20 protein-coding genes are annotated in these 22924 nt (G+C 68.7%); 4 read left to right on the top strand and 16 right to left on the bottom strand.

Annotation, left to right across the window (positions count from 1 at the left end):
- Position 1 precedes the first annotated feature (1 nt).
- The 4 genes from ACZ6O0_RS29875 to ACZ6O0_RS29860 all read right to left on the bottom strand — a co-directional run bounded on the left by ACZ6O0_RS29875 (position 2) and on the right by ACZ6O0_RS29860 (position 5251).
- Complete coding sequence (locus tag ACZ6O0_RS29875; RefSeq protein ID WP_465768336.1) at positions 2–1576, bottom strand: dihydrolipoamide acetyltransferase family protein; 1575 nt, start codon at positions 1574–1576, stop codon at positions 2–4.
- A complete protein-coding gene (locus ACZ6O0_RS29870; protein WP_465768335.1) occupies positions 1576–2553 on the bottom strand; it encodes an alpha-ketoacid dehydrogenase subunit beta in 978 nt (325 codons plus the stop codon). Before ACZ6O0_RS29870 ends, ACZ6O0_RS29875 begins: the two co-directional genes overlap by 1 nt.
- The gene (gene pdhA / locus ACZ6O0_RS29865) at positions 2553–3719 is read right to left on the bottom strand and encodes a pyruvate dehydrogenase (acetyl-transferring) E1 component subunit alpha (protein WP_465768334.1); all 1167 of its coding nucleotides are present in this window, start codon (positions 3717–3719) and stop codon (positions 2553–2555) included. The genes ACZ6O0_RS29870 and pdhA overlap by 1 nt, the downstream gene beginning before the upstream one ends.
- Before the next feature lie 332 nt (positions 3720–4051).
- Positions 4052–5251 carry a phytase gene (locus ACZ6O0_RS29860; RefSeq protein WP_465768333.1) on the bottom strand — a complete coding sequence of 400 codons (1200 nt, stop codon included), beginning with the start codon at positions 5249–5251 and terminating at the stop codon, positions 4052–4054.
- 192 nt (positions 5252–5443) lie between these two features.
- Between ACZ6O0_RS29860 and ACZ6O0_RS29855 the strand changes: the two genes are divergently transcribed.
- The gene (locus ACZ6O0_RS29855; protein ID WP_465768332.1) at positions 5444–6382 is read left to right on the top strand and encodes an EamA family transporter; all 939 of its coding nucleotides are present in this window, start codon (positions 5444–5446) and stop codon (positions 6380–6382) included.
- 524 nt (positions 6383–6906) lie between these two features.
- A complete protein-coding gene (locus ACZ6O0_RS29850) occupies positions 6907–7497 on the top strand; it encodes a hypothetical protein (protein WP_465768331.1) in 591 nt (196 codons plus the stop codon).
- 459 nt (positions 7498–7956) lie between these two features.
- Here the strand turns inward: ACZ6O0_RS29850 and ACZ6O0_RS29845 are convergent, their stop codons facing one another.
- Together ACZ6O0_RS29845 and hisC are read right to left on the bottom strand one after the other, a co-directional pair.
- A complete protein-coding gene (locus ACZ6O0_RS29845; RefSeq protein ID WP_465768330.1) occupies positions 7957–8679 on the bottom strand; it encodes an SDR family NAD(P)-dependent oxidoreductase in 723 nt (240 codons plus the stop codon).
- Complete coding sequence (gene hisC, locus ACZ6O0_RS29840; protein WP_465768329.1) at positions 8676–9755, bottom strand: histidinol-phosphate transaminase; 1080 nt, start codon at positions 9753–9755, stop codon at positions 8676–8678. The genes ACZ6O0_RS29845 and hisC overlap by 4 nt, the downstream gene beginning before the upstream one ends.
- Positions 9756–9910: 155 nt before the next feature.
- On the opposite strand from hisC, the gene ACZ6O0_RS29835 reads away from it, so the two are divergent.
- Positions 9911–10780, top strand: a complete 870-nt coding sequence (locus ACZ6O0_RS29835) for a dimethylarginine dimethylaminohydrolase family protein (protein WP_465768328.1) — start codon at positions 9911–9913, stop codon at positions 10778–10780.
- On the opposite strand, the gene ACZ6O0_RS29830 is transcribed toward ACZ6O0_RS29835, so the two are convergent.
- Positions 10777–11394 (bottom strand): PEGA domain-containing protein, encoded by a 618-nt coding sequence (locus ACZ6O0_RS29830; protein WP_465768327.1) that lies wholly within the window; start codon positions 11392–11394, stop codon positions 10777–10779. The two genes, ACZ6O0_RS29835 and ACZ6O0_RS29830, sit on opposite strands and share 4 nt — an antisense overlap.
- Before the next feature lie 12 nt (positions 11395–11406).
- Complete coding sequence (locus ACZ6O0_RS29825) at positions 11407–12978, bottom strand: phage tail tip lysozyme (protein ID WP_465768326.1); 1572 nt, start codon at positions 12976–12978, stop codon at positions 11407–11409.
- A 181-nt stretch (positions 12979–13159) separates the two neighbouring features.
- Here ACZ6O0_RS29825 and ACZ6O0_RS29820 point away from each other — a divergent pair, with 181 nt between their 5' ends.
- Positions 13160–13828: a GntR family transcriptional regulator gene (locus ACZ6O0_RS29820; RefSeq protein WP_465768325.1), complete on the top strand. Its 669-nt coding sequence runs from the start codon at positions 13160–13162 to the stop codon at positions 13826–13828.
- Here the strand turns inward: ACZ6O0_RS29820 and ACZ6O0_RS29815 are convergent.
- Genes ACZ6O0_RS29815 through ACZ6O0_RS29780 form a run of 8 tightly spaced genes read right to left on the bottom strand, consistent with a single transcriptional unit; the run spans position 13825 to position 22847 of the window.
- Positions 13825–15864 (bottom strand): glucosidase family protein, encoded by a 2040-nt coding sequence (locus ACZ6O0_RS29815; protein WP_465768324.1) that lies wholly within the window; start codon positions 15862–15864, stop codon positions 13825–13827. The two genes, ACZ6O0_RS29820 and ACZ6O0_RS29815, sit on opposite strands and share 4 nt — an antisense overlap.
- Complete coding sequence (locus ACZ6O0_RS29810) at positions 15861–17075, bottom strand: enolase C-terminal domain-like protein (protein ID WP_465768323.1); 1215 nt, start codon at positions 17073–17075, stop codon at positions 15861–15863. The genes ACZ6O0_RS29815 and ACZ6O0_RS29810 overlap by 4 nt, the downstream gene beginning before the upstream one ends.
- Entirely contained in the window at positions 17072–17833 is a 762-nt protein-coding gene (locus ACZ6O0_RS29805; protein WP_465768322.1) for an SDR family NAD(P)-dependent oxidoreductase, read from the bottom strand. Before ACZ6O0_RS29805 ends, ACZ6O0_RS29810 begins: the two co-directional genes overlap by 4 nt.
- Before the next feature lie 10 nt (positions 17834–17843).
- Positions 17844–18653, bottom strand: coding sequence for a carbohydrate ABC transporter permease (locus tag ACZ6O0_RS29800; RefSeq protein ID WP_465768321.1), 810 nt, complete (start codon positions 18651–18653; stop codon positions 17844–17846).
- Positions 18640–19566, bottom strand: coding sequence for a carbohydrate ABC transporter permease (locus ACZ6O0_RS29795; protein WP_465768320.1), 927 nt, complete (start codon positions 19564–19566; stop codon positions 18640–18642). The genes ACZ6O0_RS29800 and ACZ6O0_RS29795 overlap by 14 nt, the downstream gene beginning before the upstream one ends.
- The gene (locus ACZ6O0_RS29790; protein ID WP_465768319.1) at positions 19563–20852 is read right to left on the bottom strand and encodes an ABC transporter substrate-binding protein; all 1290 of its coding nucleotides are present in this window, start codon (positions 20850–20852) and stop codon (positions 19563–19565) included. The genes ACZ6O0_RS29795 and ACZ6O0_RS29790 overlap by 4 nt, the downstream gene beginning before the upstream one ends.
- A gap of 49 nt (positions 20853–20901) precedes the next feature.
- A complete protein-coding gene (locus ACZ6O0_RS29785) occupies positions 20902–21618 on the bottom strand; it encodes a FadR/GntR family transcriptional regulator (RefSeq protein WP_465768318.1) in 717 nt (238 codons plus the stop codon).
- Complete coding sequence (locus ACZ6O0_RS29780) at positions 21615–22847, bottom strand: DUF4185 domain-containing protein (RefSeq protein WP_465768317.1); 1233 nt, start codon at positions 22845–22847, stop codon at positions 21615–21617. Before ACZ6O0_RS29780 ends, ACZ6O0_RS29785 begins: the two co-directional genes overlap by 4 nt.
- Positions 22848–22924 lie beyond the last annotated feature (77 nt).

Genomic DNA, 22924 nt, shown 5'->3' with positions numbered 1-22924 from the left:
ACTAGAACATCAGAGCTCGCGCGGGGTCGTCGAGGATGCTGGCCACGTCGGCGAGGAAGGTGGAGCCCTTCTCGCCGTCGATGAGGCGGTGGTCGAAGGAGAGAGCGAGAGTGGTGATCCAGCGGGGGACGATCTCGTCGTCGACGACCCACGGCTGCTTGCGGACCGCGCCGAAGGCGAGGATCGCGGCTTCGCCGGGGTTGATGATCGGCGTGCCGGCGTCGACGCCGAAGACGCCGACGTTGGTGATCGTGAACGAACCGCCGGCCTGGTCGGCCGGTTGGGTCTTGCCCTCGCGGGCGGTGGCGACCAGGTCGTTCAGGGCCGCGCACAGCTCGGGCAGGGTGAGGGCGTCCGCGTTCTTGATGTTCGGGACGATCAGCCCGCGCGGGGTAGCCGCGGCGATGCCGAGGTTGACCGCGCCCTTGTAGACGATCTCCTGCGCCTGCTCGTCCCAGGCCGCGTTGACGATCGGCGTACGCCGGGCCGCCAGGGTGACCGCCTTCGCGACGATCAGCAACGGCGAGACCTTGAGCTCCCGGAACGCCTTGTCACCCTTGAGCCGGTCGACCAGCTCCATGGTGGCGCTGACGTCCACGGTGATCCACTCGGTCACATGCGGTGCCGTGAACGCACTGGCCACCATCGCCTGTGCCATCACCTTCTGCACACCCTTGACCGGTACGCGCGTGTCCTCGCGCCCGCTCACGACCGGAGCAGGTTCGTACGCCGGTGCCACCGGAACCTGAACCGGAGCAGCCGCATGGGCCTCGACATCAGCCCGCGTGATGATCCCGCCGGGCCCGGTAGCCGTCACCGCACCCAGGTCGATCCCCAGATCCTTGGCCAACTTCCGCACCGGCGGCTTCGCCAGTACGTGCACAGCACCTCCGTTGCCTCCGGCAACGGAGGTGGAAGAGGAGCCGGCGGGCGGGGACGCGGCGGGAGCAGCCACGGCAGCGACCGGCGTGGCGGCAGCTGCCGCCGGACCGGCGGCCGGTGCCGGAGCCGAGGCCGGGGTGGCGGCCGGAGCAGCACCTGCCGGGGCGACCGCACCTGCCGGGGTCGCGGCCGCTGGGGCGACCGCAGCTGCCGGGCTGGCGGTGGCAGGCAGCGCAGCACCTGCCGGGGCCGCCAGGCTGGGGGTGGCGGCCGAGGAAGCACCCCCCGCAGCCGGAGCCAGCGCCGAGCTGGCGGAGGCTGCGGGAGCCTTGCGCGGACGACGCTTGGCTTCGGTGGTGCGGGGACCGTAGCCGACCAGCACCGCGGTACGGCCGCCGGTGGCGTCTTCCTCGGGGATGGTCGGGACCAGGTCCTCGGGGGAACCTTCGGCGGCGTCGGTCTGCACCGCGATGATCGGCGTACCGACCGGAACCGTCTCCCCCTCCGGAACCAACAGCTCGGTGATCACGCCGGCGAACGGCACCGGGAGCTCGACCAGGGACTTCGCGGTCTCGATCTCGACGACGGTGTCGTTGAGCTTGACCGTGTCGCCCGGCTTCACCTTCCAGCTGACGATCTCGGCCTCGACCAGACCCTCTCCCACGTCGGGGAGGCGGAACTGCTGGATGCCCATCAGTACCCCATCACCCGGTCGACACCGTCGAGCACGCGGTCCAGGTCGGGCAGGTACTCCTCCTCCATCCGCGACGGCGGATACGGGGTGTCGAACCCGGCGACCCGCAGCACCGGTGCCTCGAGATGGTAGAAGCACTCCTCGGTCACCCGCGCCGCGATCTCCGACCCCGGGCCGAGCGAGTACGGCGCCTCGTGCACGACCACCGCACGACGGGTCTTGCGAACCGACTCGTAGATCGCCGACAGGTCCAGCGGCGAGATCGTCCGCAGGTCGACGACCTCGAGCTGCCGGCCGTCCTCGACCGCGGCCTCGGCCGCCTGCAGGCAGGTCTTCACCATCGGGCCGTAGCAGAACAGCGTCGCGTCGGTGCCCTCGCGGACCACCTTCGCCTGGTGCAGCGGCAACGCCGGCGGCACGGACTCGTCCAGCTCCGCCTTCTCGTGGTAGCGCCGCTTGGGCTCGAAGAAGATCACCGGGTCGTCGGAGGCGATCGCCTGCTGGATCATCCAGTACGCGTCGACCGGGTCGCCACACGCGACCACTTTGAGCCCGGCGACGTGCGCGAACAGCGTCTCCGGCGACTCCGAGTGGTGCTCGACCGCGCCGATGCCACCGCCGAACGGGATCCGGATCACGACCGGCATCCGGATCTTGCCCATCGACCGGTAGTGCATCTTCGCGACCTGGTTGATGATCTGGTCGTACGCCGGGAACACGAAACCGTCGAACTGGATCTCACAGACCGGCCGGTACCCGCGCAGCGCCAGGCCGACCGCGGTCCCGATGATGCCGGACTCGGCCAGCGGGGTGTCGATCACCCGGTCCTCGCCGAAGTCCTTCTGCAGACCCTCGGTGACCCGGAAGACCCCGCCGAGCTTGCCGATGTCCTCGCCCATCACGACGACCTTCGGGTCGGCCTCCATCGCCGCCCGCAGGCCCATGTTGATGCCCTTGCCGAGGCTGATCTTCGTCATCAGTGGGCCTCGCCTTCGAACGAAGCGGCGTACGCGGCGTACTGGGCCTTCTGCTCGACCAGCTCGGCCGTCTGCTCGACGTACACGTGGTCGAAGAAGTCGGTCATCACCGGGTCCGGCATCGTCAGGCAGCCGGCCCGCAGCTCGGCGGCGACCTTGTCCGCCTCGGCCTCGACCTCGTCGAAGAAGTCGTGCTCGACGCCGGCCGTGCGGACCAGGTACGCCTGCACGCGCTCGATCGGGTCCTTCAGCTTCCAGTGCTCGAGGTCCTCGCTGAGCCGGTACTTCGTCGGGTCGTCGGAGGTCGTGTGGGCACCCATCCGGTAGGTGTAGGCCTCGATCAGGGTCGGACCGCTGCCCTCCCGGGCCCGCTTCAGCGCCTGCTGGGTGACGGCGTACGTCGCCAGGACGTCGTTGCCGTCGACGCGGACGCCGGGGAACCCGAAGCCGGCGGCGCGCTGGTACAGCGGGATGCGGGTCTGGCGGTCGATCGGCTCGGAGATGGCCCACTGGTTGTTCTGGCAGAAGAACACGACCGGGGCGTTGAACACCGACGCCCAGATGAACGCCTCGTTCACGTCGCCCTGGCTGCTGGCGCCGTCGCCGAAGTACGCGATCGTGGCCTCGCCGTTCTCGGCGTCGCCGATGGAGTGGTCGCGCTGCTGGCCCATCGCGTACCCGGTCGCGTGCAGCGTCTGGGCGCCGATCACGATCGTGTACAGGTGGAAGTTGTTGTCCTTGGGGTCCCAGCCGCCCTGGTCGACACCGCGGAACAGGCCGAGCAGCCGCAGCGGGTCGACGCCCTGGCAGAACGCCACACCGTGCTCGCGGTAGGTCGGGAAGACCATGTCCTTGGAGTTCAGCGCGCGGCCGGAACCGATCTGCGCGGCCTCCTGACCGAGCAGCGACGCCCACAGACCGAGCTCACCCTGACGCTGCAGGGCGGTCGCCTCGGTGTCGATCCGGCGGACCAGGGTCATGTCCCGGTAGAAGCCCTTGATCGCCTCGTCGTCCAGCTCGAAGGCGTAGTCCGGGTGCTCGACGCGCTCACCCTCGGGCGTCAGCAGCTGGACGAACTCGACCTCTTCGGAGGCCTGGGACGGACTGACCGGCGCCTCGACGGGCGCGAATACTTCCGGGGCAATTCCCGGCACCGACTCACTCACATGCACTCCTCGGGTTCGAGCGCGGGATCGCCGCGACCGCAACGTTGCACGGGGCCGGCCCCTTCAGCCGGGTGAGGCTTCGCAGGCAGGACCGCGTGATTCCAGGGGTTGATGCACTGTTGGCAGTGGACCTCCTCACTGGTCTCACCACCATCTTGCCGGACACCGTACCGAGCGGGTGCCTGATCCGCTAACTGTCTGGACGCGTCCGGGTACGGCGGTACCGAAACGGGTCTCAGGATGAGACACCAGTCCATCCACTGGTCCGATTTCCGCGCTCATATTACAGAGATCGGCCAGTGTTGACGAGATGTGTCACAAATACGTCTCGATCAGGGCAGTTTCTCCAGCCGGACCAGCTTGAAGTTCGTGCCCTCGCGGTCGCCGTCACCAGGCGTGTTCTCGCCGTCATGGACCGCGAACAGGCCGTGCGGGAACCGCGGCCCGAGCGGCTCGGTCGTCACGGCCGCCCCGTCACTGTGCTGTACGCCGTCCGCCGCCGGACCGTCGGTCACCTCGAAGCCCGCGCGGTACACCAGTCGGCGTCCGTCCATCCGGTAGATCGCGAACGTCGAGTCACCCTGACTGGACGCGTAGAGCGTCCGTACGCCGTGGCGATAGGCGATCGTGAGCCCTTCGGCGTCGGCGCTGAGGTGCTTCCCGGCGTCCCGGCTGACCGGTCCGGCCGGCTCGCACTCCTCGGTGTCCTCGTTGTAGACGGCACGCTGGCCGAACTCGCGGACCTTCTCCAGCAACTCCGGCTTGCCGTGCTGCGGGATCCGCCAGACGCCGACGTCCTCTTGGGCGGCGTACAGGTCGTTGGTGGTCCGGTCGAAGACCATGCCCTCGAGCTGCGGCCGGTCGCCCGGCTCCTCGCACGGGGACCAGGTGCTGCCGTCGGAGAGCCTGAAACTGCTCGGCAGGTCGACCGTGCCGATCGAGCGGTAGGTGATCTTGCCGTGGCCGTCCGGGACCAACTGGAGGAACCCGACCCGGGTCTCGCTGCGCCGTGTCACCGCGACCACCGTCTGGCCCTTGATCTTCGTCGCCGCGAGCCCGTACGCCGTGTGCTGGTCCTGGACCTCGTCGGTGTTCTTGCTGAACACGAGCGGCGCTGTGGCACTGGTCACGTCGGTGAGTCGCCCGGCCTTCACGGCGTACGTCCGGAGCTGGTCGCGACCGCGGTCGGTGACGATCGCCAGATCGCCGACGATGTCGACGTTGTTGAACCGGCCCGGCTCCTGACCCGGCTCCGGCGCGGGCGGCGTGGCGAACCGCTGCACCTCCTTACCGGTCAGATCGAAGACCGTGAGGCCGCCGTTCTTGAGCGTGCCGAGGACGACGCTGCGCTCGGGGTGCTTGGTGTCGACCCAGATGGCCGGGTCGTCGGCGTTCGCGTTGCCGCCGGCGTCGTCGTCCCAGTTGGGCGCGGTCTCAGCGGCGGCGGTCACCTCCGTCAGCCCGCTCGCGTACGCCGGGCAGGCACCCAGCGTGACGGTCATCGCAGCAACCAGAACTCCGGCGATCCGCATCCCAGCTCTCCTCACCCTCGAGGCCCCACAGGCAGGGCCGTACGGGCACCCTGCCCGGCACGGATGGCCTGGCGGGAAACAGCGGATTGCTGGCCGGATACCGGCTTGCGCGGCGGGTCGGGCAGGCCTAGCGTAAGCATCGTCTTTGCATGACACCCCTGACAGACTCTCGATGTTCCTGAGGAGGCCCGGATGGCCGCGTCCGCCCCGGCCGTACTGCCCGAGACCGGCCATCGGCCGGCGTCGGGCGCGATGATCTGGACCGCGCTCGTGGTCGTGTACGTCGTCTGGGGCTCGACCTACCTGGCCATCCGGGTGGTCGTGGATGCACACATCCCGCCGATGCTCGGGATGGCGACCCGGTTCCTGACCGCGGCCGTACTGCTGGCCGCGGCACTGAGCCTGAAGTCGGGATGGCGCCGGCTGCGGATCACCCGGCAGGAGGCGCTCGGCGCGGCCACGGTCGGCATCCTGCTCCTTGCCTTCGGCAACGGTGCGGTCGCGATCGCGGAGCAGACCGTTCCGTCCGGCCTGGCCGCGCTGCTGGTCGCCGCGATCCCCTTGTGGCTGATGCTGCTGCGGGTCGGCGGTGGCGAGCGACCACGCGCGCTGACGTGGGTCGGCGTACTGATCGGGTTCGGCGGTGCGGCACTGCTCGCGTTGTCGGGTGGCAACACGAGCGCGAAGCCGCTGTCGGTGGCGATCCTGGTGGTCGGCACGATCTGCTGGGCGATCGGATCACGGTTCGCCCCACGGCTCGGGCTGCCGCGGGACCCGCTGGTGACGGCGCTGTACGAGATGGTCTTCGGCGGTACGGCGATGGTGCTGGTCGGCGTACTGCGGGGTGAGCCGGGGCGGCTGCACCTCGGGCAGATCGACGGATCCGGATGGGTCGCGTTGGCTTACCTGGTCGTGTTCGGGTCGCTGCTGGCGTACTCGGCGTACTCGTATCTCTTGGCGAACGCGCCGATCTCGCTGATCGGGACCTACGCGTACGTGAACCCGGCGGTCGCCGTACTGCTCGGGTGGCTGATCCTCGACGAGCACATCACCTGGCAGATCCTGCTCGGTGGCGCGGTGATCATCGTCGGCGTCGCGCTCGTGGTCACGGCCGAGCGCCGGCGGACCTGAGCCGGAGCCGGCGGACCTGAGTCGGCGGCCGGCGGACCCGGGCGGACAGAGGAAAGACCCGGGCCCACAAGGGACCCGGGTCTCCCACCGCTGCCGATGCGCGCGGCAGCGGGCCTTGGTCTGCCGGGCGGCACCCTGCCCCGAAAAAACACGGTGCGAAACTCCGGCAATGTTGCAACGACATTCCGATTCATCATGGTATTGCCTATTCGGCGACCACCGAGCCCACCGAGAACAATCTTCCGAATCACCGGGTTCATCCGTCACCCGCGCTGACTCAACGAGGTAGCCGGGCATCGGTTACGGGCCGCTCCATCTCAACTTCCACTCACTCCGGCGACCGCCTGGTTTCCGGTAAGTTGCCTGGTCAGCACGGATTTCGTTGCTCTGTCAGGGAAGTCATCACCGGCCGCCTATGGGTGTCCGGAGGGCCGGAATATCTGACAAAAAAGTTTGTAACGCCCCTCGCCAGGTGTCGTTACCACTAAGACGAATCCGTCAAACCCGAAAGGAAACCTGGCATAATGCAGGTAACTCGCAAGATCGCCGCCGCCGCGGCTGTGGCGACCGTCGCCACGCTGGGCCTGGCCACCGTTGTGAGCGCGAACGTTCTCGACGACACCCAGAAGAAGGCTCAGGACACCGGCCTGGCCGACGCGGCGTCGCTGGCCAGCAAGGCCTACGGCCACAAGGGCTGGTACGGCGTCAAGCACGATGGCGGCCTCGTCGCCATCGACGACAACAACGTCGGCCCGTTCCAGGCCTGCCACCTGTTCGGTTCCGGCACCGGCATCGGCGGCAACGTGCCGGCGAGCGATGTCGTCGGCGTCGTCGGCTTCTGGAACAACGGCAACTCGGTCACCGCTGTCAAGACCTGCGAGCAGGGCAACACGCAGGCCAACCACAAGTGGTACAAGATGGGCGACAACGGTCTGCTGTCGGTCAGCCGCAACAACGTCGGCCCGTGGCAGGCCTGCCACAACGAGCTGTCCGCGACCGGCATCGGCGGCAACGTGCCGCTGACCAACCTGTCGGGCGTCCTGGGCCTGGGCAACAACGGCAACTCCGTTGACACCCTGAAGACCTGCGAGCAGGACTCCGAGCAGAACAACTGACCCTCCCTGGTCAGTGATGCGGGACCCGAGAGAGTCACCTCGGTGGGGTGACTGATTCGGTAGCACCACCAGCGGCGCCGGGAGCAAGCCTCACTCCTCCCGGCGCCGCCCCACACCCGGCCCCAGTCCCAGCGGGGCCGGGCTTTTCTTTGCCCACGCGCATCTGACCCACGCGCCCTACGCAGGCACTCCTTCGTCGCACGCGGTTGACCGCCTGGCCGACGTGGTTGCGTAGGACGGCTGTTCTCGCGCGGACCGCGTGAGCGTCCCCGGTGTGCTCGGCAGTGTCAGCGTTCTCGCGTGGAGCGGCAGACCACAGTCGCATGCGCGATGTGGTCGGCGGGCGCACGGGGTGGTCGATGAAGCGCGGCAGCGCGCGCAGCCGGGTGGGTGGGAGCGTCCGCGTAGCACGCGACGTAGGAGCGCGCGTGGTGGATGCGTGGGTCGACCACATCTGAGTCAGAGGTCGCGGAGGTCTATGCAGGTGCCATTGGGGAGGGGGCGGGACAGCAGGGACCAGATGCCGGTGGCTGCGGTGCCCGGGGTGGTTAGGGAGCCGGTGCGTTTGAGGTCGTGGAAGCGGTGGACGGCGGGGAATGCTGCCTCGTCGGTGGAGCGGATCTCGGTTTGCATAGCGGTGTCGACGACGCCGGGCGCGACGGCGATCACTCGGCACCCGTCGGGTTGCTCGAGTGCAACCGTACGGACCCACTGCTCGATCGCCGCTTTGCCTGCGGTGTACGACGACCAGCCGGCGTACGGCGTCTTCGCAGCGCCCGAGGAGAGCATCACCAAGTGACGTTCGCAGGTGAGGTGTGCCGACGCGCGGAGGAACGCGCTGCCGAGGATCTGTGGTGCGGCCGAGTTGAGGAGGACCGCGCGGCGGTAGGCGTCGCGGTCGACCATGGCCGCGGGACCGATCGGCGTGATCGTGCCCGCGTTGTGGATGAACACGACGCGGTCGCCCTCGTACGCCGCGAGCTCGTCCTCGAAGTGGCGCTCGACCCGGGACCAGTCGGCCGGGTCGGACAGGTCCACTTCGAGGTGTTCCGCCGTACTGCCGCCGCTGCGGGACAGGTCGATCACCCGGGCGTCCCGGTACGGCACCGCGGCGGCGAGCGCGGCGCCGATCCCGGCGGACGCGCCCGAGATCCAGACCAGCGACGGAGGTTTGGCCGTCACTGGCGCCAGGCGCGGGCGACCGCGAGGAAGAGGTCGTTCGCCTCGCGCTCGCCGATGGTCACGCGCGCGCCGTCACCCGGGAACGGCCGGATCGACACGCCTTCGGCCTGGACGGCCTCGGAGAACGCCACCGTGTCGTCGCCGAGCTCCAGCCAGACGAAGTTCGTCTGCGTCTCCGGCACGTCCCAGCCGGCCGCACGCAGCTCGTCGACCACCCGCGCCCGCTCGACCACCAGCGCCTCGACCCGCTCGAGCAGCTCCTCCTCGACCCGGAGCGACGCGACCGCGGCGGACTGGGCGACGTGGCTGACGCCGAACGGGAGCGCGCACTTGCGAATCGCCGCGACCACCGGCGGGTGGCCGATCGCGTAGCCGACACGGAAGCCGGCCAGACCGTACGCCTTGGAGAAGGTCCGGAGTACGACGACGTTCGGCCGGTCGCGGTACACGTCCACGCCGTCGACCACATCCGGGTCGCGGACGAACTCGCGGTACGCCTCGTCGAGCACGACCAGCACGTTGGACGGTACGGCGTCCAGGAACGCGAGCAGCTCGTCGCGTCGTACCACCGGGCCGGTCGGGTTGTTCGGCGTACAGACGAGGACGACCTTGGTCCGGTCGGTGATCGCCGCTTCCATCGCCTTGAAGTCGTGCCGCGCGTCGACGGTCAGCGGGACCTTCACCGAGGTCGCGCCGGTCAGCTGGACGGCGATCGGGTACGCCTCGAACGAGCGCCAGGCGTAGATCACCTCGTCACCGTCGGCGACCGTCGCCTGCAGCAGGTGGTAGAGCAGCGCGACCGACCCGGTCCCGACGGCGAGGTCGCTCACCGGTACGCCGAACCGGTCCGACAGCGCCTCGAGCAGGTCGACGGCGCCCATGTCCGGGTACCGGTTCATCTGCGCGGCGGCCTCCGTGGCGGCGGCGAGCACGGCCGGGAGCGGCGGGTACGGGTTCTCGTTGCTGGACAGCTTGTACGTCGGCCGGCCGTCGGTGCGCGCGGGCGGACGACCGGGCTTGTAAGCCGGCACATCGTCCAGGCAGGCGCGGAAGCGAACCTCATGGTCAGGGGTCATGCCCGCAGGTTAATCCTTACCTCACCCCAGAACCACCCTCCCCGGAGCGACCTCCGGCACACCGTTTGACTCGGCGTACGGCGAGCCTCAAACTGACTGATTGTCGGACAATCAGGGGATCTGGCAAAAGATCTCAACGGGTCAGGAGGGTGTTCATGGGTCAGCCGCTGGGGTGGGGTCGCCGGTATCTGATGGTCCGTCCGGACCACTTCCGGATCGACTACGTGATCAACCCGTACATGTCCACGCACGACCAGCCGGACCCGGCGCTGGCGCTGAAGCAATGGGACTCGCTGCGGCAGGCGATCGTGGACGCCGGCGGCGAGGTCGAGGTCCTCGCGCAGCGCGCTGACTCACCCGACATGGTGTACGCGATGAACCTCGGCCTGGCGACGGCGGACGGGCGGGCGATGCTCTCGCACATGCGCTTCGAGCCGCGCCGGAAGGAGTCGCTGACGGCGGCCGAGTGGTTCACCGAGCACGGGTTCTCGCTGAGCCGGCCCGGGAGCGACGGGGTCGGGCCGCACTTCGAGTCCGGGGACGCGTTCGTCTTCGGGGACAGTCTGGTAGTCGGCTACGGGCCGCGCACCGAGGCCGAGGCGCTCAAGCATCTGGCGACCGAGTGGAACATCCGCGTCCGTGGCCTGCGGATCGCGCACGAGGGCATGTACCACCTGGACCTGCCGTTCTGCCCGGTGGACAGCACGCACGCGATGATCTACCCGCCGGCCTTCGACGAGGCCGGCCAGGCGGCGCTGTTCGAGCTCGTGCCGGACCCGATCGTGCTCACCGACGAGGAGGCGTTCGCGTTCAGCGGCAACTCGATCGTCGTCGGCGAGACGATCATCATGCCGTCCTGCTCCCCCCGCCTGCACGACATCCTCACCGCACTCGGCCTGCGCGTCGCCGTCCTCGACCTGTCCGAATTCCACAAGGGCGGCGGCTCGATCCGCTGCCTCACCAACCCCCTGGACTTCCCGCTCGACTCCATCACCACCCCCGGCGGCGACCTCGTCCTGCCCTAGCTGGTGGTGGTGTAGATGATGTCGAGGGTGTTGGGGTCCCAGCCTTGGCCCTGGATCCATTGGAGGGCTTTGGTTCTGCCGTCGGCCGTGTAGGTGGCGATGACGATGGAGATGGCCTCGGGGTTCTTCGGGTCGGACTTCGAGGCCTCGTAGGTGGCCTTGAAGCCGGGGCCGAGGTACGGCAGGGCCGCCATGATCGGGTACTTCTCCCGCAGGCGCTCGTTGATCTCGTCGTAGCGCCGCCCGGCCTCCGCCTCGGCCTCCAGCGTCTGCTCGGGATGCTTCTCCGCCCACTCGCGCCCTTCGGGGCCGTTGGCGTACAGGTACATCTTGACGCTCAGCGGGTCGCCGTCGCTCGCGGTCACGCTCTGGCTGTACGGCTGGAAACCCTTCCGCTCCGCCGCCAGCGTGTGGGTGCCGGCCTTCACCTTGACCTCGCCGTTCGCCGCGATCGGCTTGCCGTCGAGGGTGAGCGTGAGGTCGTTGGGGATCGACGTCACGGTCAGCTTCGACTCGGGCGCGCCGCGGAAGAGCAGATAGCCACCGATCAGCACGACAGCGATCACGAGCGCGGTCACGCCGATCAGGACGGGCCGCCTGTTCTCTTCGAGCATCCGCTCTACTCCCTACTTCTTCTTCAGCCGGGCGGCGGCGAACCCGCCCGGCACACCGACGTCGTACGCGTTGCCTGCTTCCGGCACGTGGTCGCCCAGGGACCCGGCGGCCGAGTTGTAGCCGTTGCCCCACGGCCCGACGAACAGGTACGTGTGACCGGGGCCGATCAGGATGTCACCCGGCTGCAGCTGGCCGATCGTGATGTTGTCGAACACGTCGTACTTCCCGGAGGTCCGAAGGTAGTTCTCCTGGGTGGGGGTGTACACCATCGGGTAGTCGGGGTCGGCGCCGCTCATCCGCATCACGGTGGCGACGAACCGGCCGCAGTCGGTCCAGACGCGGTCGCCGTTCTCGCTGTTGTACTTCGGCAGGGCCTCCTGGTAGGCCTTCGTCGCGAGCGACCTGTCCGTGCCGTCGTGGCCCGAGGTCGGCCAGGCCAGGGTCTTCGCGACCGCGGCGATGTTGCCGCTGCCGGCCCCGCAGCCGCCACCGGACGGCGCGCCGTCGCCGAAGGTCGACAGGACCTCCTTGGCGGCTGCCTTGCGCTCGGTGTAGCGCGAGTTGCTCAGGTCCTCGGAGCCGGCGAAGCGCTCGTAGTACCGGCCGAAGGCGACCGCGGCGTCCTCGACCGTCTTGGCTGCCTTGAGCTGGTCACCGGCGTTCTTCTCCGGGATGGCGGTCTCACCGTTGAGCTGCTTGCGGAGGAAGTCCAGCTGGTACTGCAGGGAGACGATGGTCGCGTCGTCGATGCCGGCCTGGCGGGACGGCTTGATCATCTTGCCGGCCGGTGTCCACTGCACGATGCCCCAGCCCATCGGGCTCTCGACCGCGTCGGACGGGTTGGTCACCTTGCCGGACGGGGTGCCCTGCAGCCGGCCCGGCTCGACGCTGGACTCGTGGATCATGTTGCCGACGATCCCGGCGGCCTGCTCCTTGGAGTACCCACTGGAGGCGAAGTAGTTGAAGGCCTTCTGGGCGTTGTTGTTGCCGGTCAGGTCACCGGCGCAGCAGCCCGCGCCGCCCTCGTCGCCGGTGGAGCTGTCGTCGCCGAACGAGTCGTCCTCGGGCTTGGTGTTCTTGAGGTGGCCGTCGTTCTTCTCGTCGACCCACAGCTCGAAGTGCAGGTGGTCGCCGGTCATGCCGGGGGTGGCCTCGTCGCCGGAGCCGGAGGTGCCGATCTCCTGGCCGCGGGTGACCTTGTCGCCGACCTTGACCTTGATGTCCTGGAAGTACTTGTACCGGGTCTCGACACCCTTGTCGTGCTTGATCCGGACCTCGTTGCCCGCGACCGAGGTGACCTCACCGGCCTCCGCGGCGTACACCTTGCTGCCCTTGGCGACGTCGAAGTCGAGACCGGAGTGGCTGTTGCCCTCGGAGTCGGGGTCCTGCCAGCCCTGCTCGATGTCGTGCTTGTCGGTCGGCCAGGCGAACGCCTTGCCCTCGGTCTCCGAGGTGCCGCAGTCCGTCGCGCTGGCCTCCATGCCGGCCAGGCCGCCGACGATCAGCGCGAGCACGATCAGCAGGGGCAGGAACAGCACCAGCATGACGCCGCCGAGGATCGGCAGGGCTTTGCTGTCACCCACGGTGTGCTCCTCGATCGCTCGATGGCTCTCCACGCCGGTCCGGGAGAGGGGCGGCCACAGAGGAAAATGCTGCCCTAAAACCAGGTCATCGTGCCGAGAGTTATCCACAGGCAGCGGCCGGGTCGGGCCCGCGCGCCGGGTCGCGCGCGACAACGGGCCTGGACTGAACGAGAATCGCCCTATGTACGAACGGCTGCGGGTGGACCGCTCGACCACGGTGGACCGGGTGGTCGACGCGCTGCGCGCCGCCCTGTTCGCGGGAGACCTCGAACCAGGTACGCCGTTACGCGAACAACCGCTCGCGGAGGCGCTCGGCGTTGCCCGGAGCACCATCCGCGAGGCGATGACGATGCTGGTCACCGAGGGGCTCGCGGTCCGGGAGCCGAACAAGGGCGTCAGCGTGGCGATCCTGCACCCGGACGCGGTGGCGGACATCTGCCGGGCGCGGTTCGTGCTGGAGTCGGCCGGGATCCGGGCGTGGTTCGACGCGGACGAGGCGGCTCGGGAGCGGGTCCGCGAGGCGATGCGGGTGTTCGCGGCGACGGCCAAGGACGGGGCGGACCCGGAGGCGATGACGGAGACGCACCTGGCGATCCACCGCAGCCTGGTCGCCCTGACCGGGAGCGAACGGCTGATCGCGACCGCCGACTCGGTCACCGGTGAGGCGCGCCTCGCGCTGGCGCGGGTGGACGCGCTGCGGCAGGACGCGCGCCAACAGGTCGCGTCCCACCGCAAGCTGGTCCGGTTGCTCGAGCGCGGCGAGCTGGACGAGTGCGTGGAAGAACTCCGTCACCACCTGGAAGGCGCCCAGGAATCCCTCCTGGAAGCCATCGCTGTGCCACCCAGCTAGTGCCGGACGACTCCTTCGGCGGAGACGTCGTAGGTGGTCGAACCGACTCGGAGGCCGGTGAGCTTGGCGTCGGGGTCGAGCGCCGCGACCTGAGGGCTGGCGGTGACTGTGCCGTCCAGCCCGATCTCGAGGCCGAAGACGCCTTCCAGGACGAGACTGACCCAGGAGCCAGACGAGGAGCACGCCCAGTCGATCAGGTACGGGAACTGCGGCGGGGACTTCTGTGCGCCGCCGGACATCAGCGGTGCGGCTTCCTCGACGAAGTGGGCCTGTCCGCACGGCCCCTGGTTCGCGGTGCGCGCGAGACCCGGCAGCCAGTCGAGCGCGACGTCCCCACGCCCCAGGGCGAACAGGGCGCGGGACGCGTCGGCCGGCCAGGCGGGGTAGGCGCCGTTCCACTGGTGATCGGGCCGGACGCTGAAGGCCGCGTCGGCGTCGTACGGCGACAGCGCGCGCATCCACGTCGGAGTCTGGAGCTCACGCTGGAAGAACGACACCATCTCGGCCCGCTGGGACTCCGAGAGGTCGCCGGCCATCGTCGTACCGATGATGTTGAAGTCGTAGCAGTGCCGCACCGGGACCAGTTCACCGTCCGGCTGGCGGGCGTGCCAGAAGCCCGCGCCCTCGATGTACAGCTCGTTGACGTGGCCGGCCTGCTCGTGTGCCTCCTTCCGCAGCAGCTCGGCGCGATCCGCGTCGCCAGAGCGATCGGCAACCTCCGCGGCGACGCGAAGGCACCACACGTTGGCGGCGTTGAAGCTCGCCACCTCGTGCACGTAGCTGCTCACGCACTCGAGCAGGTTGTCGATGCCTCCGTAGTCCGCCAGCGCGTGCTCACCCCGCAGTCCGCGCCAGGCGGTGGCCCAGTCGTGCAGGTGCTCAGCGACCGGCTTGGGACCCACTGAAGCGTCCAGGAAGCCGGAGTCCCCGGTGAAGCGCACGTAGTCGCGCACCAACCGGGTCATGGCAAAGTCGTTGACCGAATACCAGTAACCCACCGGCCCGCCCGTCAGCCACTCGGTCCCGAAGTGCTTGTGGATGTCGAGGTCGATCCAGTGCTCGATGTGCTTGCGCATCGGCTCCGGGTCGAGCAGTGCGTGGGTCAGCGACGAGAGGCTGTAGTCCCAGATGAAGGTCGTGGTCTGCCAGTAGCGCGGCATCAACGTGTCGTAGGTCCGCCCGAGCACACTCGCCGGGTTGTCCCGCCGGAACCAGATCACGCCCAGAACGCCCCACCAGTAGAGCTTTCGCAAGGCGTCGTTCGAGGTCTCCAGGATCGGCAGCGACCCGCTGAAGCCGTCACCCGACGGATCGAACGCATCCGCCAACGCCTTGTCCCACAGGCGTTCCGCTCCATCGAACACCGCCTGTACGTCGGCCACACACGCGTCGAAATGCTCCGTGGCCTCCGGCAACGACCCGGCCAGAACGTGAACATAGGAGACCCGTCCACGACCCGAGGCATCGAGTGCGACAGTTGCCTCAAGCATCGAACGGTCGACGACGCCGGGGATGTCGAGTCCCTGGAGACTCACCGCGGACCCGGACTCCCCTGTCCCGACCACGCGGCCGTCGACCGCGGTCAGTGTGTTCGGCTCCGACGGTGGCTCCGGCCTCAGCCAGCCACTCCCCGACCGGGTCGCGGTGCTGTCCAGTGCGAACCCGAGCCGCACGGAGCGCCCCGGTGTCCCTTCCAGCTCGAGCCGTACGACGACAACCGGCCGGCCGGGCGCGCACGCGGTGACCGACCGCAGCGTCAGCCCGTCGGCAACGGTCGCCCGGACCACGTGGTCCGGGCGCCACAGCACCTCGACGGTTCCGCCGTACGAGCGGGCCAGCCGGCCGTCGACGTACAGCTGGCCGGTGAGGCAGTCGCCGTGCGAGTACGGCGGGAAGTTCACACTGCGGATCGCGAACACGTCGTGGTCGACCTGCGCCGTCCCCAGGAAGTTCGTCAGCCCGGGCGGGTTGAACATGTCGTCGTACGTGTGCGTGAGGACGTCGCTGGCCAGGTCGGCGCTGCGCGGGATCGTCATGAGGGGTCGGCCCAATCGGTGTTCGGGAGCAGGGGGTACCAGTCCGGGCGTGCCGGATCGCGGTCGTAGGGGTAGGGGCCGAGCTCGCGGAACAGTTCGGCATACTCGGCCAGCTTGTCGCGGTCCAGCTCGACGCCGAGCCCGGGTCCGTCCGGGACCGCGATCGCGCCGTCGACGTACGGACGTTTGCCGCCGGCAATGATGTCGTCGCGCAGGTGGTGGTAGTGCGCGTCGGCCGCGAACGAGAGGTTCGGTACGACGGCGCCGAGGTGCAGCATCGTCGCCAGCTGGATGCCGAGCTCGCCGGACGAGTGCACGGCGACGCCGAGCTGGAAGGTCTCGCAGACCCCGGCGGCCTTGATACACGGCCGGATGCCGCCCCAGAACGTGGTGTCCAGCAGGATCACGTCGACGGCGGGGTCGCGGACGTTGGCGGCCAGCTGCTCGAAGTTCACCACCACGGTGTTGGTGGCCAGCGGGATCGAGGTCTTCTCGCGGACCCGGCGCATCCCGTTCAGGCCCCAGGTCGGGTCCTCGAGGTAGTCGTTGTCGAGGTCCTCGATCCCGCGCGCGAACCGGATCGCCTCCTCGACGCCGAAGGCGCCGTTCGGGTCGAACCGGACCCGGTGCCCGGGGAACGCCTCGGCCAGCGCGCGGAAGCACTCGCGCTCGTAGTCGGGCGGGAAAACGCCGCCCTTGAGCTTGTGCACGCTGAACCCGTGCTCGTCGACGAGCGCCCGTGCGTGCTTGACCAACTGCTCGGCCGTCCGGATCTCGCCGGTCCCGTCGTCGGCCGGATGCCGGAAGAACAGGTAGCTCGCGAACGGGACCCGGTCGCGGACCTTGCCGCCCAGCAACTCGTGCACAGGGATGCCGAGGTGGCGGCCCTGCAGATCGAGGCAGGCGAACTCGATCGCGGCCAGCAACTGGGTCCGGTTGTTGTACAGGCTCGCGGTCGGGTTGGCGAGCATCCACCGCAGCGCCTCGGTCCGCGCGGGATCGTGGCCGACCAGGTACGGCTTCAGCCCGGTGACCGCGGCCTCCGCGCTCTGACCGCCGCCACCCATCTCGCCCAGCCCGATCAGTCCGTTGTCGGCCTCGACCTCGACCACGGTCCGGACGAACCGCCCCCAATGCGCGCCGTTGCTGTGCCGCAACGGCGCCTCGAGCGGCATCGTCACGGTCGTGGCGCGGATGTCAACAATTTTCACTTCGCGTCCTCCGGCAGTACGACGGCCAGCCCGGCGGTCAGCCCGCCGTCGACCTTCACGTCCGCCCCGGTGACGAACGCCGCGGCCGGGGACGCCAGGAAATGGATGACCTCGGCAACTTCTCCCGGTGTCGCCACCCGCCCGAGCGGATGCGAGCGGCCCCACTCCGCGACCACCTCGTCCGTCGACCGGCCGCCGCCGAACTGGGCCGCCGAGGTCCGCAGCATCGGAGTGTCCACGGAGCCCGGGCACACGGCGTTCACCCGGATCCCGTCCTCGGCGTGATCCACCGCCATCGCCCGTACGAGCGAGAGCAACGCACCCTTGCCCATCGAGTACGCCGCAACACTCTTCTGCGCCGCATACGCCTGTACGGACGCCACCACCACGACGCTCCCACCCCGCGGGATCAACGGCACGAACGCCTGGCAGGCGAAGAACACTCCACCGACGTTCACCGCCATCACCTCGTCGTAGACCGACCACGAGGTATCGACCACGGTCCCGTACCGCTGAATGCCGGCGGCACAGACCAGCGCGTCGACCCGCTCCACCTGCTGCGCGGCCGTCGCGAGAGCCTCGCGATCCCCGACGTCGACGGCGATCCCACGGACCCCGAGATCATTCTCGAGCGCGGCAAGCGCGTCTGCATCGCGGTCGATGGCGACCACGTCGTCACCTGCTTGGACGAACCGTTCGACAGCACCGCGCCCGATCCCGGCAGCACCACCGGTAACGACGACTGTGCGGCTACTCATATAGGTCCTCTCAGAACTGACCCAGGGCTAGACCCCGGGAGAAGAAGCGTTGTGCGGCGAGGAACAGGATCACTGTGGGCAGCGAGACCAGCAGGCCGCCCGCCAGCACGGTCGGTAGCGCGGCGCCGCCGTACGTGCTCTGCAGACCCGTGAGGGCGGGCATGATCGGGCGGACCGAGTCGGACTGGCTGAGCGTGAGACCCAGGAGCAGGTCGTTCCAGACGAAGGTCGCCTGCAGGATGAAGATCGCGGCGAGCGCGGCGCCGGCCATCGGCAGGTAGATGCTCCGGAAGATCCGGAACAGCCCACCCCCGTCGACGATCGCGGCCTCGAACACGCTCCGCGCGATCCCGGTGAAGAAGTTGCGCATCACGAACGCCGAGAACGGCACGCTGATCGCGGTGTACACGATGATCATCCCGACCCGGGTGTCGTAGAGCCCGGAGTCGGCGTACCCGGAGAACAACGGCATCAGGATCATCTGCAGCGGGAAGATCGTCCCGCCGAAGATGAACACGAACCACAGGAACCCACGCCGCAACCGCAGTACGACGATCGCGTACCCGGCCGCCGCGCCGATCAGCACCGCGATCACTGGCGCGATCACGCTGTACAGCGTCGTCGCGACCAGCGTGTCGCCCAGCGCCGCCTTGCTCCACGCGTCGCCGAAGTTCGTGAACAGCGAGAACCCAGCGGGCTTCCACACCGTCTTCGCGTCGTACCCGTCGACGGACTTGGACGCGTTCACGACCAGCAGGTACACCGGCGCGAGCCAGATCAGTCCCAGGACGATGAGAATCGCCGTCTTAACCCTGCTCACGCGACTCCCCCAGTTGGTAGCGCAGATAGAGGATCGACGCAGCGAAGGTGACCAGGCTCAGGAACAACGCGATCGCCGCGCCCTGTCCGTAGTCGTTCAGCACGAACGTCTCCTTGTACATCGACAACGCCAGCGTCTCCGACGACGTACCGGGACCGCCTTGGGTCATCACCCACACCACATCGAAGGTCTTGAGGCTTCCCACGATCGACAGTCCGATGACCACGGTGGTGATCGGCCGGAGCTGCGGCCACAGCTGGTGCCAGAAGAGCCGGAAGCCCTCCGCACCATCCAGCCGCGCGGCCTCCAGCGGCTCGGCCGGGATGGACTGCAACCCGACCACGAACAGCAGCGCGTTCACACCGGCCGCCTGCCAGGTGACCGCGACGATCATCATCAGCGTGTTGCCCGGGCCGGCCTGCAACCAGCCGGTGTGCGCACCGGGCAGGCCGAAGAACCCGAGCACCTGCCCCAGCGCACCGTCCGGCTGCAGCACGAAACCCCAGATGACACCGACGGCCACACCGGAGATCGCGTACGGCAGCAGGAACGGCAACCGCAGCCACGTGCCCCACTTGTGTCCATATGTCATGACGGCGATCAGCAGCCCGAGCACCACGGGCAGAGTCACCATGCCGACGACCCACAGCAGCGTATTGGTCAGCGCCCCCACCAGGTCCGGGTCACTGAACATCGCCTTGTAGTTCGTCAGCCCCGACCACACTGGCGACGCGAGACCGTCGTAGTCGGTGAAGCTGACGTACGTCGTCCACAGGAACGGCAGGTACAGCAGCAGCGCCACCACGGCCACGGCCGGCAGTCCGAACAGCGGCGCCATCCGGGCGCCGGTCCGGGCCGAGCGCTGGACGCTCACCCGTGGCTTGACCGGCGGCCGTTCGATCGTCGAAGTCACTTCTGCTTGGCCCAGTACGCGTCCGCCTCCGCCTGGATCTTCTGCAGGCCCGGCATCGGGTCTCCCGGCTTGGTGACGAACGCGCCGAACACCTCGAGGGCCTTGTTCGCGACCGGCACCGGCGTCGCCTCGAACCAGCGGTTGATCAGCCGGTAGCCGTCACCGCCGACGTCCTTGTTCAGCGTCGCCAGCCCCGGGTCCTTGACCTCGGCCTTCGGGTTGAACGACAGGTCGCCGCGCGAGTTCGCCCAGGCCGTCTGCGCCTGCGGCGTGACCCACCAGTCGGTCCACTTCTTCACCGTGGAGGCATGGTCGCTCGCGGCGGCGGAGCAGACCGGGCCGGTCTCGAAGATCATCGAGGTCTTCGGCAGGTCCGGGTTCACGTTCGGGATGACGAAGAAGTCGTAGTCCGTGCCGGCCTTCATCTTCAGCGTGTTCAGGTTGCCGCTGAACCAGGTGCCGAAGTTGATCATCGCGACGTCGCCGTTCTTCAGCTGCGCCTGCGGCTCGGTCTTCGAGCCCGGGTCGCTGAAGTCGCCGGCGTCGATCATCTTCTTCCACTCGTTCATCACCTCGACCACGCCCGGGTCGGTGTACTTCGCCTTGCCCGAAGCGAGAGCGTCGTACAGGTCGGGGTCCTTGCCGGCCAGCAGGGTCTCGAACCAGACGAAGGAGAACAGGATGTTGGTCTGGTAGAACGGCTTCACGCCGATCGCCTTCACCTTGTCGGCGACGGCCAGCAGGTCCTGCCAGGTCTTCGGGGTCTGGGTGATCCCGGCCTTCTTGAAGACGGCCTTGTTGTAGTACATCACCCAGTAGCCGGCGTTGAGCGGCATGCAGTACTGCTTGTCGTCGTAGGTGAAGTACTGCTTGAGCTGCTCCGGGATGTTGCCGTCAGCAACCGCCTTGGTCCACTGGTCGGTGGTCTCGGCGACCAGCTTCTGGTCGACCAGGTCCTCCAGCTCCTTGCCGGTGTGCCAGGTGAACAGGTCCGCCTTCTCCTTGGTCCGGAACGACGACCGGATGAACGCGGTGTAGGTGTTGGAGTCGGAGTAGCCGACCGGCTCCATGCCGACGCCGATGTCCTTCTTGCTGGCCGCGCCGACCTGGGTGAAGGCGTCCTTCCAGCCACCCTTGTCGTTGTAGAACTTCAGCGAGTCGACCGGCTTGTCCTCGCCCTGGGCGGCACCGCCGGCGGCGCCACCGCCGCCCCCGCAGGCGGACAGCACGAGCGCTCCGGCCACTGCGAGGGCGGTGAGCGCTGTGCGGTTGATCTTGCGTTGCATGGGAGTGCGTCCTTTCGGCTTCAGGGGTGCGAGCGCCGCGCGGTGGGGCTCATTCGCCTCGCGGCGCTGACAGTCGTTCGTTGATGACGGCGAGGACGCCGTCGAGGTGTTCGCGGGTCAGGCGTTCGGCCAGCTCGGTGTCTCCGGAGCGGACCGCGTCGTAGATGGCGCGGTGCTCGTCCAGGTCGGTCTGCCGGTCGCCGTGGATGTGCAGGATCTCCAACTGCTCACGGGCGTTGACGACGGTGACGGACTCGACCACCTCGGCCAGCGTCGCGTTCCCGGACGCCTGCGCCAGCGACCGGTGGAAGTCCATGTTGACCTCGGCCAGCCGGGCGTGGTCGCCGGATGCGATCAGCTCGGCCGCCGCGGCGAGATCTCGGCCCATCTGCTCGAGTGCGGTCCCGGCCCGCACCTCGGCGGCCAGTGCGGCGACCGGTGGCTCGATCAGGGCCCGTGCCTGGAGGAGTTCCACCAACCGTTCCGCGCTCGGTGCCAGGGCCAGGGGGTTGGCCAGGACGAGGCGACCGACGTTCGGACCGACGTACACACCGGAGCCGTGCCGGAGCTCCACCGCGCCGGTCGCCTCGAGCCGGCGAAGTGCCTCGCGGATCGTGGGTACGGCGACCTTGAACCGGTCGGCCAGCGAACGCACGGACTCGAACTGGTCGCCCACGGACAGGTTCCGGTCCGTGATCAGGGAGAGCATCGACGTCGCCAGATCGTCGAGCAGGCTGCGGCGTACGACGCCACCCGACGTGCTCACTGGGCTGCCGCCAGGGTGACCGCCACGAACCGCGGGCGGTAGATGCTCACGTCGGCGTACAAGTCGTCGCTGACGAGACTGTTCACGTTGTAGCTGACAAGGAGCTCGTTGCCCCGGCGCAGGTCCGGATGCTCATGGGAGTTGTAGGTGATGATGTTCCCGCCGGTCTCCGGGGTCTGGTACAGCTCGACGGGCTTCACGAACGGACCGGTCGGCGAGCAGGAGAAGTACCCGAGGACTCGCCTGCTGAACAGCTCCGTCGTGTCATGCGTGACCAGCAGGTAGCCGTCACCCCAGCGGGTCACACTGTGCTCGTTGGCGACACCTTCGAGCACGCGGGCGGAGGCCGTCTCGTCTGCGGACCAGCCGGAGCCGGTCCAGTACTCCCACGGCTTCGCGGTCAGGTCGTCACCGCGCACCCGTGCGACGTGCTGGTACTTCGAGGCGCCCAGGTCCTCGACGCCGTAGATATACGTGTAGCCGTGGTCGCGCAGCAGCCACCCGGACCACTGCACGTTGGCGGCCGACGGGAGCGGCTCGAGGCTCTGCAGCTTGAACGTCTTGCTGTCGAACCGGGCGAGGTAGTTGCTGGCCCAGTGCCAGTCCCACTGACCCGGTCCGGTCTTCTCGAACCGCAGCGCGACGACGTCGAGGCTCCGGCCGGCGTTGCTGGTCTGCGCGGCTCCGAACCAGTACCAGCCGTCGGACGGCGGAGGTACGAGCGCTGTCGGGTTGGCCGGCGTACCGCCGGTGACGGTCGTCAGCTTCCCGCCCTGCTTGATGACGAACGAGTTGTTGATGAACGGAGTCGTGGTCGGCCGGCTGCCGTCCGGGTTCACCGGGCCGAGGAACGTGTCCGAGAAGATGAAGGCGGTCCGCCCACCCGGCAGCGGCACGGAGTACGTGCTGTCGGCGCCGGTCCACCCCGTGCCGGTGTCGCTGTACGCATTCAGCAACCCCTCCGGAGCGGCGTGCGGAGCCGCGGTCGCGGACCAGGTGGTCCGCACGGTGTTGCAGGACTGGTTCGCACCCGCGGGCGCTGTTGCGGGCTGAGAGCCGGACGGCGTCCGGGTCGCGGTGAGACCGGCCGCCTGGCCGACGGACCCGACCGGCCCGACGGGCTTACCGGCAGAGCCGGCCGACGCGGTCGGCGCTGTGGCGATCAGCGCGGCCGCGGCGCCCAGCGCCGCAACCACACCCCAACGGCGTGGTGATTTCTTGACTCGCACCCTTGGCCTCCCGGCACTCGTTCACCTTCGGAACGAAAATGATCTGATCACTTGGTCATTAGCCTGTCAAGAGTCAG

This window comes from Kribbella sp. NPDC048837 (assembly GCF_055586945.1).
This window is presented reverse-complemented; position numbering and strand designations above follow the sequence as displayed.